The organism is Pseudomonas sp. PDM04 (assembly GCF_014851765.1).
Lineage (GTDB): Bacteria > Pseudomonadota > Gammaproteobacteria > Pseudomonadales > Pseudomonadaceae > Aquipseudomonas.
In genome coordinates this window covers 105,126-121,343 of sequence record NZ_JACVAI010000002.1, presented here as the reverse complement: position 1 = coordinate 121,343, position 16,218 = coordinate 105,126, and the positions used below count along the sequence as shown (strand labels likewise).

Here is a 16,218-nt window from a genome sequence, read left to right as displayed (position 1 = left end):
GCACCATCGCGCGATCCGAATAGTGGAGATCCAATGAGCCAGGACGTCCTGACCACCGAAACCAATCGCCGCCAGTTGCAGCAGATTATCGCCGGACTTTCCGACGGCGTGATTTTGCTCGAACTCGACCAGACCATCCTCTGGGCCAATGACGCCGCACTGACGATGCATGGCGTCAACCGGATCAGCGACCTGGGCACCAGTGCAGGTGAATATGCCCGGCGCTTCAATCTGCGCTATCGCAATAATCATTCGCTTCCGGCCGATACCTACCCGATCAACCGCGTAGCGCGGGGTGAGACCTTCAGCGACGTGCTGGTCGAGGTCTCGTCTGTCGATGATGACGAACGCTCCTGGGTCCATAACGTGCGCAGCATGGTGCTGACGGACCGCGACGGCGAACCCGAATCGCTGGTGCTGATCATGGATGATGTCAGCGAATGGGCCAGCGCCGAGCAGCGCTTCGAAAAGACCTTCAACGCCAACCCGGCGCCAGCGGTGATCTGTCGTCTCAGTGATTTGCGCTTCATCAAGGTCAACCCCGGTTTCCTGGAAATGACCGGTTACTCCCGAGATCAGGTGATCGGGGCTTCGACCTATGAGCTGGACGTTCTCGAGGGCGCTGAAAAGAAAGAGTTGGCCATTCAGCGTTTACGCGAGCGCACCACCATTCCGCAGATGCAGGCCGAGCTGAAGGTCGTCGATGGCGGTACCAAGCAGGTGATCGTTGCCGGACAGCCACTGGAGCTCAACGATGAAGCCTGCATGCTGTTTTCTTTCGTGGACATGGAGCCGCGCCACAAGGTCGAAGTCGCGTTGCGCCAAAGCGAAGAACGCTTCGCCAAGGCTTTTCGCCTGAGCCCGGTGCCTATCCTGGTGTGCGGCGCAGACGATCACGTGGTGCAGGACGTCAACGAAGCATTCCTCGATACCTTTGCTTACCCAAGCGATGAAGTACTGGGCAAGACCATTGCCGACATCGACTTCATCCATGACGCGGGAACCCGCTCGCGACTGTTCGCGGCGCTGGAAAAAACCGGCAGCCTCGATCGCATCGATGTCAGTGCTCGGTGTAAAAATGCCCAATTGATCGATTGCGCCATTTCTGCCGACACCGTGAACATCCAGGACAAACTCTGTTACCTGTTGGTGTTGATGAACATCACCGAGCGCAAACGCACCGAGCTGGAGTTGGTGGCCGCCATCGAAGAGGTGATGAAGGATGCCTCCTGGTTCAGCCGCACACTGATCGAAAAACTGGCGAATGTGAAAAGCGTCAATTCGCCAAAGTTGCTCAGCGTGTCATTTACCGACCTGACCGCCCGAGAGCGCGATGTACTCGGTCTGATCTGTGAAGGTCTTGCCGACAAGGAGATCGCGGCACGGCTGAAACTGGCGCCCAATACGGTGCGCAATCATGTGGCGACGGTGTATTCCAAGCTGGATGTTCATAGCCGCAGTGAGGCGATTGTCTGGGCGCGTGAGCGCGGGTTGTTTTCGGGGGAGTGGCGGAGCAAGGGGCAGCCGTAAGGTGCAAATGCACTAACACGCGTGGTGCAAATTCATGTGTTGAGCGGGTCTTTCGGTTCTTAGGCTGATGGAGTGCGGGAGGTGTCTGCGGGCGGCCTGTATGTTCTCTTCGGAATCGTTAAAGGAACTTGTTCATGAATCGAGTCGAATCTCACCTGTTGGCGCTCCGGCAATGATCTCATTGGCACACTTGCGGCTGCAGATAGAGAGAAGCTTTTCGCCTCTGGCGTGCGAATGCACGATTTCAGGAGACCATTCATTGACCGTCAAGCTTTACCACCCCGTCTCGGGGCAGGTTGATCTGGTCGTCAGTGGCTTGAATATCGCGAGGCTGCAATCGGCAGAATCGGTGGAGACACTGATCGAAGAGCTGCGTTACGAATTACAGAGCAACACTTTGCATTATCCCAACCCTACGATGTAACAAATGCCAGCCTGATGCGGCATACGGCCCGTGATTGCACAGTCATCGACATCACGAACACTTTTTATGACTGCAGCATGGATTTAGCACGCCCGTCCTGTTGTCACAAAAGGGTGTCGATCACTTATCGCGGGTCAACCTATGAAAAATCCTGGGAAACGCGTTTGTACACCCCTGTCGCTGGCCTTCTGTACGGCGATACTTGCCGGTTGCGCCAGTCCGCCGCCACCCCCGACCGTTACGCCACCGCCACCTCCTGAGCGCACCTGCCAGGACATGGACAAAACTGATGTGCTCGGTGATGTGCGGGGGGAGGACGGACAGGTGACCCGAGTCACCACCACGACTCGTTGCATTACTCAATAGCGCCCTCCGCCTGACCTGTTGGGTTGCAGTAGAGTGGATAACCGAAAAAGGCAGGCTGAGCATAATCCTCAGCCTGCCTTCTTTCATTGGGCGCAACGAATGATTTTCAGTATTTGATTGCAGCCCGGCCCAAATCGCTCAAACAACCAAGTGCGTTATCTCTATTCGTTCTAATCGAACTGTCAAATCTGACAGTTCCGCAGCGCGGGCTTTACCTCGATAGTTTAACGGTCAGCGGATTACGCGTAACCACATCAAGGTTCGGAGAGGGCTATTTAAAATTCAATTAGCCTTTAAGAGTAAATAAAGAGGTGCCATCTATCAAAAAATGGAAGATGGACCGTGTTGTCAGCATATTACGATCGTTGAATATTGGCTCAGGAGCGAGTGGTCATGGTTAACTCAACCAATCCATGGGAACAGGCAACCGTACTCTTCAATGGAGAAGAGTGGCAGCCTGGTACGACCGGCGAATTAAATACCGGTCAAATAAACAAAATAGAAGTCCAGTTGCCGGAAAACATCGCGCAGACGTTGCGTTTCGGGCACGCCAATGGTGGGAACCCTCAGCCTGAGGCGTCTCCGGATTGGGGGACGGATGTCCAGCGAACGGATGGCAAGTTTACGGTCCAGGTCTCGTTTGATGCCGGTTACAGTGGTGCCATTACGCTGATTATTTACAGCCGGGAAGTCGACACGCCAATGGAGGTGCCGTGTCAAGTCGCGAAGGAAAAGCCCGTTCTCAGGTTCTGGTACGAATCCACAGGGGGTGAGGCGCCTTTGCCCCCCGCTGTCGTTGATATCCGTCTCAATGGTTGGTCGGGCGTGCATATGAAACTCAGGTATGCAGATGGTACCGGCGTGTCGGGAGTGCCTGTCACACTGTATCGGCCGGAGAAGGAGGATTTTAAACACACGACGGGCACTGGAGGAGTAGTGATGGTCAATGCGTTCACCTATGACACAGTGGGCTTGCGTACATTCGAAGGTATTGCGCACCTGCCGGGAGGGGATGTGTCGGGTAAGTTGTTGCTCAACGTAAGAGAGTGGCCATGGCCTTAGCCTTTCAAAACATGAAAGGTATTGTCGCGCGGCATTTTGCACCCACGGAGGCGCCTCAAGAACACCTGCATCACCTGAGTTACAAGCGTCGATCGGTGTTCGACTGCGCTCTCAGAGGCCGTCGAAGACCGATGGGCGGGCTGAGTCGATGCTCACTTTGAAGGTTATCCACCAACATTATCGCAATTTAATCTATCCGAACTGTCAAAGCTGACAGTTATGCAGTTCGTGTTTTTTCTTGATAGTCAGGTTGCCGCTTTTCTTATGACACCGCTTATCGAGAATTGGTCATGGCCCTAAAAATCGACACCGCTTCAACCGCCCTCGGACCTGTGTATCTCTGCTACGGGGCCAAAGACGATCAATGCCACAGTCATATTTTTAAGGTGAACGCAGTAGCGACGCGTCCGGATAGAGCGGGTGGGTGAGACCAGTCCGAAGTACAAGCGATTGGCTGTCGTAACCGGCATGAGCCGGGAAGTTGATGTCTGTAAGTTTATGCTTATCAATCAAGTCATAATTGTCGAGAACTTATCATGGCCAGCAGCATTGATTATGGATCAGCTTTCTCAACGGCGAATCCCCCATCGACAACTTCATGGGAGGACGCCGAGTTTCGAGTGAACGGAAAGGTCATTCCTTCCGGGAGCCCTTTTGTACTCCCTGGCGGTATGGAAAGTGTAATCACCGTTAAAGCCACGCACATTGCGCAACTACGCGCTGTTCTGGTCGACGCCGGCGGCATGCAGCTGAGTGCTGACCCACCGTTTGGAGAACTGTTCCCCGTTGTGGGCGGGATGTTCTGTTGCACCCTGACGCCAGGCGCTGGCCAGACAGGCAGCGCCACACTGGTTTTCTTCAGTCCGGATGTCGTGCTTCCGTTAGAGGTGACCATCGAAGTCGTTTCAGCCTCCTCGGAGATATTCACCTTTATCGACAGCAGCGGGGCGCCCTTGCCCGTTCCGCCAGATAAATATCAACTGCCTGCAAGCACTCCGGTGGAGAGAGTTGCGGTAATTCTCACCAATGCACAGGGTGAACCGTTAGCCAATGTGCCCGGTAAATTTTTCCACCCGGACATGAGTGACTTTGCCTATAGAACTAATGCCAGCGGTCGAGTCAATTTATGGGTTCAGAATAACGATTATCCCGTCGGGGACGTATTTGAAGTCAGGGCGGTGGTCGAACTGCCTGGCGCAGAGAAAGAAATAAAACTCTTGGTTGAGGTGCTGTGATTCCACCCCTCTGAAACTGACCCGGTGGCGATTCACCCCATTGTTGTCGATAGCTGGAGTCTTATCATGAGCAATAAAAACACAGCGGATCTCGCGCAGGCTACTTGGGCCAACGTTGTCGTCAATGGCAAGGAGATCCAAGCGGGCGAAAAAGTTGTTCTGCTCAATGAGCAGGAGAACCAGATCAAAGTGCAGGCAACATCGGACGAAGTAAAGGAACTGCGCCTTGGCCTCGCCGATAGCGGCGGTCAGCGTTTCACTGCCAATCCGCCTTTCGATGAGCGTGTTGTATTGGTGGAAGGCGCCTGTACCTGGAAAGTAACGCCGACAGGATCCGACAATACACCCGCCATTCTGGTTGTATACACGCCGGACATGGCCGAGCCCTTGACGCTGTTGTGCGAAGTCTCGGACGTCAATCTGCGCTTCATCGATTTGATTGACCGTTACCTGCCTTATCCCCCGACTGTCGTTCCCGCCCACATCAATGTGATTTACGCCTCCGGTGTAATGATGACCTCAAAAGGCCTCCCTTTGGAGGGTGTGCCCGTAACGTTTCATGTGCCGGAGCATGACACTCAACAAGTGGAAACCGGCCCCAAGGGAAAAGCCTCAATGGTGCCGATTGTTTACAAGACCACCGGCGTCCGCACCATTCGTGCGGTGGCGACACTGCCGGACAGGGAACTGTCGGTAGAGGTGTTGGTGGATGTGCGGTCGTCGACTTGAATGCTTGCTTAAGTGGTGAAAGCCCAAACGCTGATATTCACGATTCCGTCGCCGGATCATTATCGCAATTCGTTCTAGGCGAACTGTCAGGTTTGACAGTTATGCCGAGGCTGTTTTTTGTCGATAGTCGGGGTGTTCGCTCTTTCTCTTGATCCCGATATAGAGAATCGTCATGACACTCAAAATCGAAATCGAAACCGAATCGACTGCCCTCGAGCCCGTTTACCTCTGCCATGGCGCTGAAGGCGACAAAAGTCATGTTTTGAATATCAAGCCCCGGGCTGACAACCCATGGGCAAATCACCAAGTCTGCTGGTATGAATTACTTGGCGATCCCTCGTCCTTGATTGAAATCGAACCTAAACGTGGTGAATTCCAGGATTTCGCCCAGACCGGTGCGATTCTAAACGTTCACTGTCCGGCGCTGGGTGGTGATCGTGATATGGAGTTGCGATTGCACAGTGAGTTCACTGCTCAGCCTTTCAGTATCGCGCTGAAACTGGGGCATTACCGATACGACTTTGATAGTAGGCGTCCGCCCATTGCGGCACCCATCATTGGCCAAACGGTGACGGCGAGTATAACGCTTGTGTCGTTTTATACCCGCGAACTCATGGAAGGCATTGATGTTGTCTGGACGATCGGCGACCAGAGCCTCACCGTCCCCACGTCGTCATCGGGTGTCAGTGATTTCACTTACACCGTGGCGAATGAGGGCAAACAGACGATTACAGCGAGTGTATTCAGCCCCAATACCGGCAAATCCATCACCGAGGAATTTTCATTCATGGGATACTCCAGCAGCCCGTGGGAACAGGCCACACTCACCGTCAATGGCGCAGAAGTTGAATTCGGTCTGCCCCTGGCATTGATTCGTGGGCAGGCGAATGAGATCACGGTTGAAGCGCCTCCGGAGATCGCCCGGCAATTGGTGCTCAGCCTGGCTGACGCTGGCGGCCTGACGCTCCAGGCCGCTCCGGGTTTTGATACGCCGGTTGACCCGGTGGCCGGAAAATTCAGCTGGCGGGTCACGTCGACGGGTAACTTGAGCGGTTTGGCCACCCTGGTTTTTTACAGTCATGAAGTCGAACTGCCGTGGGAGCTTCGAAGCTCGGTGATGTCGGCCAACCTTGCGGATGAAGTGGACAAAATTCTGGTCAACGGCGTCGCTTCGCCCCCCGCTCAAATTCAGTTTTTCCGTAATGAAGCCCAAACGGTCACCTTGACGTACAAGGCCGGCAGTCCTTTGCAAGGCTTCCCATTGCAGTTGGTTGGAACACCACTCACCGGCGTGCAACCGGCCAATCTGTCGGTGACTCCGGCGGATCCATCGGTCACGCATAGCTGGGCGGTAAAGTCCCACACCGACAGTGGTACGTTTCAACTGGAGTTGAAAGGCCCGCCAGGGACGCAAGGCATTACGCTACCGGTCTGCAAGGTGATGTCGCACTACCTGGACGCCGAAGTCGCGTCGGTCTTGCTGGATGGTGTGCCTTACCCCGTCGACGCGGTGTACCTGCGGGGAACACTCAAAACCATCACGTTGACCTACCAGCAACACAGCCCTTTGCCCGGTTACCCGCTGGAACTGAAAGCCGTGCCATTGACCGGTTTGCAACCCGGCGATCTGCGCGTTGCCGCCTTATCGACTGACCCGCATTCGTGGACAGTCGAAGCGGCCAACAGGAGTGGGACGTTCAGGCTGGAGTTGACGGGGCCGGAGATTACCCGGGACCTGGTACTGCCTGTGAGTAAGGTGCTGTCCACCAATCTGGAGGACGAGGTCGACATCGAAATTGATGGTCTTGCGCTACCCGAGGGCGGCATTTTCTTCCGTTCGGGAGATGCCAGGACGCTGACATTGGCGCCCAAGGCGGGCAGTCCAATGAACGGTGTTCCAGTCAAGCTCCAGTGCGATAACCAAAGCGGACCGGACGTGATCGTCGAGAGTCAGCCGAATTTCGATATTGAAGTGGATACCTACCGTTGGGATGTTTCTGCACAGGGGGCTGGAACCTTTCAGTTGAGTTTAGTAGGCAAAGGTGTCGCTACACCCTTGACCTTACCTCTCTGTACCGTCAGTTCATTAAGAGTAAGGGACTTGGTGAAGTGTCGACTCAGTTATACGGAGTTGCCGGGGTGGGATATCACACACCAACTGAACGGAAGAAACAAAGGCTATCCTCTACAGTTTCACGCAGCGGTTTCCGAGGCGGACCGAAAGTCTCTGTTACTGAAAGCACGAGATTTACCCGCTCGCGTCGTTGTGTTGCCGATAAATTCACAGTATTTGGGGATGGAACAGGCAGCAGTGGCAAATTGGAGTATATCGGTGTCTGACGATGCTCGTTTGGGTAAGTTCTCCATTGTGCTGTCCATTGAACAGTTTCCAGGTGTTTATGATGAGCTTTTTTTCGATGTTACGGACCATTGATGGGGATGGATACGTGCTGGTCCATGGTCGGCTGATGAACACTAAAATGCTTTCGATATATGACTAATCTCCATTCGTTCTAATACGGTGTCATAACTGATAGCTTTTCCGTGTCTTCTAGGCGTAATCGTTAGGTTGTCGTTACCTTTTCTACGTCCTGATAATGAGATCTGTCACGGCCGCCGAAACTGCTCACGAAAAAAACGTCCGCGCCCATGTATATCTGCCACGGAGCCGACGGTGATCAATGCCATGTTCTTATTTTCAAACCTCGCGCCGATAGCCCCCAATCTGTCGGTTACCCCAGCCGGTGAAACTGCCACACACAGCGGGTCGGTAAAGTCCCACGCCAACAGCGGTACGTTCAGTCTGGAATTGAAAGGCTCGCCCCTGGGACGCAAGGCATAACGCTTCCGGTCTGCAAGGACTTGTTTATAAGTGGGATCGACCAGGAGCGGCACTTTTGAGTTGAGCTTTGCGGGTAAAGGCACGCCGCTCGCGAATTGTCCTGCAGCTTACTCACAGACCTGGCTGATGCGGTCGGCTTTGGGTAGGTCTTTTTCACTCTGGTTTCTCACCATCACGAACTAGGATTGCCTTGTGAATTTCGACGCAGGGCGATGTGGTTATCAGTTGGAACTCAAAAAACGTTTCACGGACCGGTTGTAACTCTGCGAATCTCGCTTGGCGCCTTATCGAAGGCCCGAGAAGCGGACAGTCGAATATATGGTAAGCGCTCGACCCGTCTTCGGTAGCCCCTGAGCTGAGCGATCGAAGGCGGGTCGGGTGTTATGGCTTGATCCCGACTTACTTCTAGACTCAAAGCGCCTGGATCTTGCCCTTGGTCATTCGCCAGCATCAATCAACCGGTGGGCATGCCCACACTGAAGTTCGTTTCAGCCGTGTATCTGGACCAGACTCCATTGGATTTATACCTCGCCCTGACGGAGTAGTATCCGACATCAAGCGGTTTATCCAGCATAAGATATCGGCGGCTCATGTTCGAGGCCGGGTCTGGTCCCATATTTTGTGAAATGATTACTGAGCCACCTGCGTAACTTATCTCCAGTGCCGACTCATCACTCTCCGTGTATAACGGAATCTCGATCATGAATGCACCCTTGGGGCCCAGTTTAGCGTCAGGTGTAGGTTGCAGAAACTTGGGTGCAATGGGCGGAGCGCCAGCAACATTAAAGCTGAAATCACCCGGGCGCGCATGGGTCTGACCATTAACGACTTGTTCGAATGAGACTTTTTGTGGACCTGTCCCAGGGAATACTTTTTCCCAGTTACCATTGGCGTCCACTTTCGCGGCTTGTTTAACTCCTGTAGAAGGGACGTTTCCTATAAATACCTCCCCGTTGGGATGCGCCGTTCCGCGCATGGGGTTATCCGCTTCAACTGTGCCATGTTCCCTGGGGAACGTTATTACGATTGGTGCGATGCTTTGACTGTCCATTATGTGGTTCCTCATCTAGTACAAGAGAATCTATATCGATGTTGTGTTATGGGTAAACAAGCCTTATATGATCGGGGTCTGTTATCGGGCAAGTGGTTTGCGTACTTATTTTTACCCACGTCGGCCCGGGTTTGCTTGGCGTATAAGTGCCTTCGTGCCATCCATCTGTTCTAGGCTCTCCCGTCTCGCAATAGTTCCAACCATCGAACGCGAGCGCAAACTGTGACTCATATAGCTTGCCGGGCAGGTTCGTTGCTTTATTCAATACCCGGAACCTGACTCTGAAGTGGCCACCCTCTACCGCCTCAAGTTTTGCATCCGATATATAAAACGCGGACACCCCCGATATCTCTCCATCAGATTCGGTTGTTTTTCGCTCTTCCATCACACACCTCACAGATCAGTTGATTTTTGTGCAATGACTTCTGTCCAGATTTAGCGCAGCACTAAACCGCCAAGGCTCATGGTGCCAGTTAACTGAACCCACTTTAACTCCAGGCTGAACTGACCCTGCTTGTTTGTGTTGCCCGTAATACCCCATTTAAATTGCATGCCGGGAGCACCAAATGATGGGGCACACGTGAAGTCCGCCGCTGTCAAAGTGGAACTCGATCCCCATATCAAACTCACCGGCATATAAGCGTATGGGCTATGGGGCTTTGCCGTAACTGTCAAATTGTGTAATTTTCCAGCGGTGAATACGGTCCCGACACCGACTGGATTGCCATCCAGTTTTACATCAACTTCATCGGAGTGGTTTTTCGACATGATGGTGTAAGTGGGTAACGTGTAAGCAATTGCCGAGTGTTCGAATATCAACTCCAATATCATGGTGCCGCTCTTGAGGTTGGAAGGTGTGATGGCCCAGGTTTTCGTGGTCGAATAAACGTCTAGTTGCGGATTGCAGGTGAGGTCCGCCGAAGTGATGTTCGTTCCGCTGACCCAACGCAAGGCCACCGGTACCTTATCAAATGGGCTGCCCGGTTTTGGAGTCAGCGTCAATGTTCGGGTGTCTCCTCGCAGGAAGAATGCGCTGTCATCATTGTCCAGGCTTGCCTTGGCCTCATCTTCAATATTTTGCGAAATCAACATATTGGCGCTGAGGACAAGTGGGTTAGCGACTCCCCAGCAGGCAATGCTCAAGTCGAAAATGCCGCTTTTATTTGATCCTGTCATCGACCACTGCTGGTCTTTATTGTCTTCATCGAATTCAGGGGTGCTTCTTAAGTCGCCCTTTGCGAGGCCGCTCTTGATCGTGTAGTTGAGCGTTACGGGAAGATCAGTTATCACAGCACCAGTGGCAGTTTTCGGGATTAACTTTATGGTGTAGGGCAAATCGCGGAAGAAAATATTGTTGTCGTGGTCCGTCCGTTTTCCGTTAATTTCTACATCAACTTCCGCGCTCAAATTATCTGAAAGAACTCGCCCATCAAACTCTCTAGGAAGTTCAATTTCCTTACTGGCAAGGGCAAATTTGAATCGGCCACGTTTTCCTGTTTCCGGAGTCAGCGTCCATTTGAATTGCCTGTTCAGCGGGTCTTGCCATCCTGCTGGTTCAACCGTAATGCGTGTTCCTTCGATATCAGTAAGTTCCAGGAGAAGTTGCCTGGTTATCTCGTGCTCATCATCGATAATTATTTCGGTCGGCCTGTCAAAGGGCAGAACAATTGCTTTGTCGAAAGGCTGTGGCGTACCGTTGACCTTGATGCTGACCAGTTCCCAGGGATTGCTTTCGTAAATCTGAACTGAAAATTCATGCGTTACAAGACTGCCGTCAATCTCGTTTTTGATGCTGGCATGAATCGTGTGCCCGCCAGGATCCGGAAAAGCATACGCAAACCTGCTGAAGCCGGATGCTTGGGTATTGTCAAAGTGGCTGAAACGTCCATCAACACTCCATTGGACCTTTACGTTTTCAAGTTGTTTGCCCGTATAGGTCGACACCACCTCAATGCTGGCGTGGACTGTTTCGTTAATCATTGATGCAGGTATTATAGTTTGCGTATATCCGAACTTTCGAGAAAAGTGACCTACGCGCATCGGGATACGATAAGGCGTGGCGGTGAATTCAGAATGTATACAACAATCAAAGTTTCGCTCTTCGCCATCCTCCGCGCACTTGAGCGCCCATGCAGTTCCTGTCTCCACAAGCGTTTGTAGCGCTCCTTGTGCGGGGGAGGACTGGAAAGGCAGGGTTTCACCCGACGCCGGATTGATGCTGACACCGTAATTGAACCAAGGGTTCTGCGGGTCGCCCTTGACGGATAAGGTATGGTCCGCACCATAGCAAATAAGGATTGGAAGTTCTGATTCTGGGGTCTTGTGATCCGCAATCATGGCGCATTCTCGATCGATGAGGATTGGCAAACAGGCCAATCGACTATCGAGAAAAAAAACGGCTCGTGATACTGATAGAAATGTCAGTTATCTAGACGTGTTTCAAATAAAAAAGAAGACGAATATTCCAATTCAGAGCGATGGGGGGTGGGCAGGACGCAATTAAAGGAGAGGGTGATGAGGGCGGAAAAAAGCGGTCAGCGTAAATACGCTTCGACTTGCCTTCGTTGGTCGCTAAAGCAGCTTCGAAGGCAAGTCGATTTTTTTCAAGGCTAGCGAGTGCCTATCACGACAAAAACCCCCCATCCACATTCAACGAAACCCCAGTCGTATAACTGGAAGCATCGCTCGCCAGGTACAACACCGCCCCCGCCATTTCGCTCGGGTCGGCCACGCGCTTGAGCGGAATCTGTGCCAGCGCGGTGTTCAGGATCGCTTCATTCTTCACCAGCGCCGATGCGAACTTGGTGTCCGTCAGGCCCGGCAGCAGGGCATTGCAGCGAATGCCGAACTGCGCGCATTCCTTGGCGAAGACCTTGGTCATGTTGATCACCGCGGCCTTGGTCACCGAATAGATGCCCTGGAAAACCCCGGGTGATACACCGTTGATCGACGCCACGTTGATGATGCTGCCGCCACCGTTTTCACGCATCAGCTTGCCGGCTTCCACCGACATGAAGAAGTAGCCCCGGATGTTCACGTCGACGGTTTTCTGGAAGGCACTGAGGTCGGTGTCCAGCACGTTGCAGAACTGCGGGTTGGTCGCGGCGTTGTTGACCAGGATGTCCAGGCGGCCGAACTGTTCGCGGATGTCGGCGAACACTTGGCTGATCTGTTCCATTTCGCCGATGTGGCAGGCGACGGCAGTGGCCTTGCCGCCTGCGGCGATGATGGCGTCGGCCACGTGCTGGCAGCCTTCGAGCTTACGGCTGGAGACGATCACATGCGCCCCTTGCTGCGCCAGCAGTTTGGCGATGGCCTCGCCGATGCCGCGGCTGGCGCCGGAAACGAAAGCGATCTTGCCGTCGAGGTCGAACAACTGAGTCTTGGACATGGGTGTTCCTTATTGTTGGCCTGATTGTAGGGGCTGATCAGAGGCTGGATTTCTGGATGACCTGCAAGCTCATCTGCTCCAGTACCTTGTTCACGTGAATGAACGAAGCGAAGCGTTTGTCCTGGGTCTGGCCATGGAAGAAGCGGTAGTAGATCTGCTGCACGATGCCGGCCAGGCGGAACAGGCCGTAGGTGTAGTAGAAATCGAAATTTTCGATCTGGATGCCCGAGCGCTGGGCGTAATAATCGACGAACTCGCGGCGGGTCAGCATGCCCGGTGCGTGGCTTGGCTGGCGGCGCATCATTTGCACCGGTGCCGGGTCGCTGGCTTCGATCCAGTAGGCGAGGGTGTTGCCCAGGTCCATCAGCGGGTCACCGAGGGTCGTGAGTTCCCAATCGAGCACGCCGATGATCTGCATCGGGTTGTTCGGGTCGAGGATCACGTTGTCGAAGCGGTAGTCGTTGTGCACGATGCTTGACGTCGGATGGTCGGCGGGCATCTTGTCGTTGAGCCAGGCCTTGACGGTTTCCCAGTGCGGCGCATCGGGTGTCAGGGCCTTTTCGTAGCGATCGCTCCAACCCTTGATCTGCCGCGCCACGTAGCCCTCGGGTTTGCCCAGGTCACCCAGGCCATAGGCGTTGTAGTCGACCTGGTGCAGCTCGACGAAGCGGTCGATGAAGCTCTTGCACAGGGCTTCGGTCTTCGTTGAATCCAGGCCCAGCTCCGGCGGCAGTTCCGAGCGCAGGATGATCCCCTTGACCCGTTCCATCACATAGAACTCGGCGCCGATCACCGACTCATCCGTGCAGTGCACGTAGGCCTTGGGGCAGTAGGGGAAACCGTCACGCAGTTGATTGAGGATGCGAAATTCACGACCCATGTCATGGGCGGACTTGGCCTTGTGGCCGAACGGCGGGCGGCGCAGGACGAACTCCTGGCCAGGGTATTCCAGCAGGTAGGTCAGGTTCGACGCGCCGCCCGGAAACTGGCTGATCTGCGGCAAGCCACTGAGGCCCGGGATGTGCGCCTTGAGGTACGGATCGATCAGGCTGGCATCGAGTTCTTCGCCGGTGCGGATGCGGGTGGACTTGTCAGTAAGCGTCATGCGTATCCCTGTTCTGCTTATTCTGGAGGCCTGAGACTGTGGCTAATCTAATGCGCACACCCCATCCCCACAACCGCGATCGGCCCTTATAGGCAGGCGTGTTGCCGGGCAATCATTGCTTTTGATACACCTGTTTGAATTGTCCTACAGGAAGGCCTTGTGCTCGGTCGCCGGCAGTTGGATCGGAGTCAGTACCGGATGGCCGGAAAAGTACGCCGTCAGGTTGCGCCCGACCAATTCGACGGTGCCTTGGGTCGCTTCGGGCGACAGGCCGGCGACATGCGGCGTCAGCACCACGTTGCTCAGCGCTTTGAGGGCGTCGGACACCTGCGGTTCATGGTCGAACACATCCAGCGCTGCGCCGGCGATGCGCCGTTGCTCCAGGGCGCTGATCAGGTCGACGGTGGCCACCACGCTGGCCCGGGCGATATTGACCAGAAACCCGTTGGGGCCCAGGGCATCCAGCACCGATTTGTTGATCAGGCTGCGGGTGCCGAGGCCGCCGGGCGTGGCCACCACCAGGAAATCCGAGGCCCGTGCCAGTTCGGTCGGCGTCGAGCAGAAGGTGTAGGGCACGTCGCTGCGGTGCTGGCGGTTGTGGTAGCTGATGCTCATGTCGAAACCATTGGCCGCGCGTTTGGCGATGGCCATGCCGACGGCGCCAAGGCCGAGGATGCCCATGCGCTTGCCGGCCAGGGAAGGGCGCATGATCTTCGGCCATTCGCCCCGGCGTACGGCGGCGTCGGCACGGGGAATGTCCCGCACCAGCGACAGCAGCATCGCCATGGCGTGGTCGGCGACCGAAGAGGCATTGACCCCGGCGCCATTGGTGACCGTGATGCCGCGATCAGCGGCGGCTTGCAGGTCGACGTGTTCGTAACCGGCTCCGATCACGCAAATGATCTTCAGCGCCGCCAGTGCGGCGATTTCTTCGGCATACAGCCCCAGTGGGCCACGGGTGAGTACCGCATCGATGCGCGCGCCGTGGGTGGCGATGGCTTCGGCGCGTTCGGCCGGGGTCGGGGCCAGAATCAGGTGGAAGCCCTGATGCTCGAGAATCGGCAGGTAGTCATTGATGGTTTCAACCAAAACCAGGACGGTTGCGGGCATGCTGGGCTCCTGTGGCTCGAATATCCCTTGAGATTGCAGACTGGCAGCGCATCGGCAACGCGAAAATGTCGCACGCTGCCAGATGATCATAGCGGAACGGGAGAGAGTGGTTAGGGCGCCTTCAAAAAGCTGTTCGCCGCCGCCAGGATTTCATCGGACAGGTCGTCGCCACGGGTGGCTCGGGCCAGTGTCAGCGCACCGACCATCAGTGCATATTGCACCAGTGCCTGCTGTCGATCACGCTCGGGGTCGCCGCTGTCCATCAGGGGCACAAAGGTCTCGAGCAACGAATCGATGCCTTTGACGAAGGTCTGGCGCAAGCCGCTGTCGGTCGCTTCGTGACACATGTCGCCGACAAAAGCGGCGACAGGACAGCTCTCTCCCGGATTGTCGCGACTGGCAGCCGAAAGGTAGGGCTCGATCACGGCCTGGCGGGCGGCTGTCTTATCCGTGTGGCCGGCCATCCGTTCGTTCCAGCGCTCGCCCGACTCCTTGAAGGCGCGGCCAAAGGCTTCCCGGGCCAGGGCCTCTTTCGACTCGAAATGGCCATAAAAGCCACCATGGGTCAGCCCTGCGGCCCCCATGACATCAACGACACTGATGCCATGCAGGCCCCGTTCGCGGAACAGCCGCGTGGCGGCCTCGACGACGATTTCTCGGTTGAGTTCGGCTTGCTTGCGGGAAACACGGGGCATGGATGGCTCACAGATATCAGGGGTTGAGGTCAGAGGGCGTACTGGGCAATGCCGTTGCCGAATGACCAGTTCTCTTTTTTCACTTCGACCAGATTAATGAAAATGTCCTCCAGGCGCACCGCCAACTGCCCGTGAAGGCTGTCGGCAATGGTCTTGTAGAGCAACTTCTTCTGTTCCACGGTACGGCCTTCGCTGAGGGTGATCTGGATCACCACCAACTGGTCGGTGCGGTTGATCCCCAGGTACTGCGGGTCAAAGATGAAATGCTGCTCGTCGTGTTCGGCGAGGATCTGGAAATTATCGTTCTCCGGTACGCCAATGGCGCTGTGCATGGCGGCGTAGACCAGCTTGCCGATGCGCTGGGCGAAGGAAGGGTCCTGGTGTTTCTTGATATCGATGCGAACCAGTGGCATGAGGCAGCTCCGGAAGGATACAGGTTTCAGTGAAAATACATGATGTGAAAACTTTATAAAATCAGGATTGAGTGATTCGATGCCGCAAACATTGAAGAAAACGCTACATCTGGTCTGATCCGCCACACCATTGCTCCCCTAAGTCTTTGCTTCTGTTGATTAATCCCGGACAATCGCGCCCCTGTTTCGGCCAGGGCGCTGCCTGTCGGGTTTTCCGACTCGTCCTGGTCGGGTAGCAACCGACCGGAATGCGGAGATCCCACCG

The 16,218-nt window shown here is 54.9% G+C and carries 13 protein-coding genes; 6 read left to right on the top strand and 7 right to left on the bottom strand.

Annotated elements, in window-relative coordinates; all coding sequences use genetic code 11:
* Positions 1–33 precede the first annotated feature (33 nt).
* The 6 genes from IB249_RS07335 to IB249_RS07310 all read left to right on the top strand — a co-directional run bounded on the left by IB249_RS07335 (position 34) and on the right by IB249_RS07310 (position 7,780).
* Complete coding sequence (locus tag IB249_RS07335) at positions 34–1,530, top strand: helix-turn-helix transcriptional regulator (RefSeq protein WP_192303104.1); 1,497 nt, start codon at positions 34–36, stop codon at positions 1,528–1,530.
* A gap of 172 nt (positions 1,531–1,702) precedes the next feature.
* Positions 1,703–1,954, top strand: a complete 252-nt coding sequence (locus tag IB249_RS07330; RefSeq protein ID WP_192304813.1) for a DUF1652 domain-containing protein — start codon at positions 1,703–1,705, stop codon at positions 1,952–1,954.
* A gap of 759 nt (positions 1,955–2,713) precedes the next feature.
* A complete protein-coding gene (locus IB249_RS07325; RefSeq protein ID WP_192303102.1) occupies positions 2,714–3,382 on the top strand; it encodes a hypothetical protein in 669 nt (222 codons plus the stop codon).
* Positions 3,383–3,918: 536 nt separating this feature from the next.
* Positions 3,919–4,617: a hypothetical protein gene (locus IB249_RS07320; protein ID WP_192303100.1), complete on the top strand. Its 699-nt coding sequence runs from the start codon at positions 3,919–3,921 to the stop codon at positions 4,615–4,617.
* Between the two features lie 66 nt (positions 4,618–4,683).
* Positions 4,684–5,346, top strand: coding sequence for a hypothetical protein (locus IB249_RS07315; RefSeq protein WP_192303098.1), 663 nt, complete (start codon positions 4,684–4,686; stop codon positions 5,344–5,346).
* Positions 5,347–5,518: 172 nt separating this feature from the next.
* Complete coding sequence (locus IB249_RS07310; RefSeq protein ID WP_192303096.1) at positions 5,519–7,780, top strand: hypothetical protein; 2,262 nt, start codon at positions 5,519–5,521, stop codon at positions 7,778–7,780.
* Between the two features lie 862 nt (positions 7,781–8,642).
* On the opposite strand, the gene IB249_RS07305 is transcribed toward IB249_RS07310, so the two are convergent.
* The 7 genes from IB249_RS07305 to IB249_RS07275 all read right to left on the bottom strand — a co-directional run bounded on the left by IB249_RS07305 (position 8,643) and on the right by IB249_RS07275 (position 15,953).
* Positions 8,643–9,239 (bottom strand): hypothetical protein, encoded by a 597-nt coding sequence (locus IB249_RS07305; RefSeq protein WP_192303077.1) that lies wholly within the window; start codon positions 9,237–9,239, stop codon positions 8,643–8,645.
* Between the two features lie 435 nt (positions 9,240–9,674).
* Positions 9,675–11,576 (bottom strand): hypothetical protein, encoded by a 1,902-nt coding sequence (locus tag IB249_RS07300; protein ID WP_192303075.1) that lies wholly within the window; start codon positions 11,574–11,576, stop codon positions 9,675–9,677.
* Between the two features lie 286 nt (positions 11,577–11,862).
* Positions 11,863–12,630, bottom strand: a complete 768-nt coding sequence (locus IB249_RS07295; protein ID WP_192303073.1) for an SDR family oxidoreductase — start codon at positions 12,628–12,630, stop codon at positions 11,863–11,865.
* 37 nt (positions 12,631–12,667) lie between these two features.
* A complete protein-coding gene (locus IB249_RS07290) occupies positions 12,668–13,735 on the bottom strand; it encodes a phosphotransferase family protein (RefSeq protein WP_192303071.1) in 1,068 nt (355 codons plus the stop codon).
* Between the two features lie 144 nt (positions 13,736–13,879).
* Positions 13,880–14,845, bottom strand: a complete 966-nt coding sequence (locus IB249_RS07285; RefSeq protein ID WP_192303069.1) for a 2-hydroxyacid dehydrogenase — start codon at positions 14,843–14,845, stop codon at positions 13,880–13,882.
* Positions 14,846–14,955: 110 nt separating this feature from the next.
* Entirely contained in the window at positions 14,956–15,540 is a 585-nt protein-coding gene (locus IB249_RS07280) for a TetR/AcrR family transcriptional regulator (protein ID WP_192303067.1), read from the bottom strand.
* A 29-nt stretch (positions 15,541–15,569) separates the two neighbouring features.
* Entirely contained in the window at positions 15,570–15,953 is a 384-nt protein-coding gene (locus IB249_RS07275) for a tautomerase family protein (protein ID WP_192303065.1), read from the bottom strand.
* Between the last annotated feature and the right edge of the window lie 265 nt (positions 15,954–16,218).

Coding starts and splice junctions, on each gene's coding strand:
- IB249_RS07320 (WP_192303100.1), top strand. CDS start 3,919: ATGGCCAGCAGCATTGATTATGGATCAGCTTTCTCAACGGCGAATCCC.
- IB249_RS07295 (WP_192303073.1), bottom strand. CDS start 12,630: ATGTCCAAGACTCAGTTGTTCGACCTCGACGGCAAGATCGCTTTCGTT.
- IB249_RS07310 (WP_192303096.1), top strand. CDS start 5,519: ATGACACTCAAAATCGAAATCGAAACCGAATCGACTGCCCTCGAGCCC.
- IB249_RS07285 (WP_192303069.1), bottom strand. CDS start 14,845: ATGCCCGCAACCGTCCTGGTTTTGGTTGAAACCATCAATGACTACCTG.
- IB249_RS07275 (WP_192303065.1), bottom strand. CDS start 15,953: ATGCCACTGGTTCGCATCGATATCAAGAAACACCAGGACCCTTCCTTC.
- IB249_RS07305 (WP_192303077.1), bottom strand. CDS start 9,239: ATGGACAGTCAAAGCATCGCACCAATCGTAATAACGTTCCCCAGGGAA.
- IB249_RS07315 (WP_192303098.1), top strand. CDS start 4,684: ATGAGCAATAAAAACACAGCGGATCTCGCGCAGGCTACTTGGGCCAAC.
- IB249_RS07335 (WP_192303104.1), top strand. CDS start 34: ATGAGCCAGGACGTCCTGACCACCGAAACCAATCGCCGCCAGTTGCAG.
- IB249_RS07290 (WP_192303071.1), bottom strand. CDS start 13,735: ATGACGCTTACTGACAAGTCCACCCGCATCCGCACCGGCGAAGAACTC.
- IB249_RS07280 (WP_192303067.1), bottom strand. CDS start 15,540: ATGCCCCGTGTTTCCCGCAAGCAAGCCGAACTCAACCGAGAAATCGTC.
- IB249_RS07325 (WP_192303102.1), top strand. CDS start 2,714: ATGGTTAACTCAACCAATCCATGGGAACAGGCAACCGTACTCTTCAAT.
- IB249_RS07300 (WP_192303075.1), bottom strand. CDS start 11,576: ATGATTGCGGATCACAAGACCCCAGAATCAGAACTTCCAATCCTTATT.
- IB249_RS07330 (WP_192304813.1), top strand. CDS start 1,703: ATGATCTCATTGGCACACTTGCGGCTGCAGATAGAGAGAAGCTTTTCG.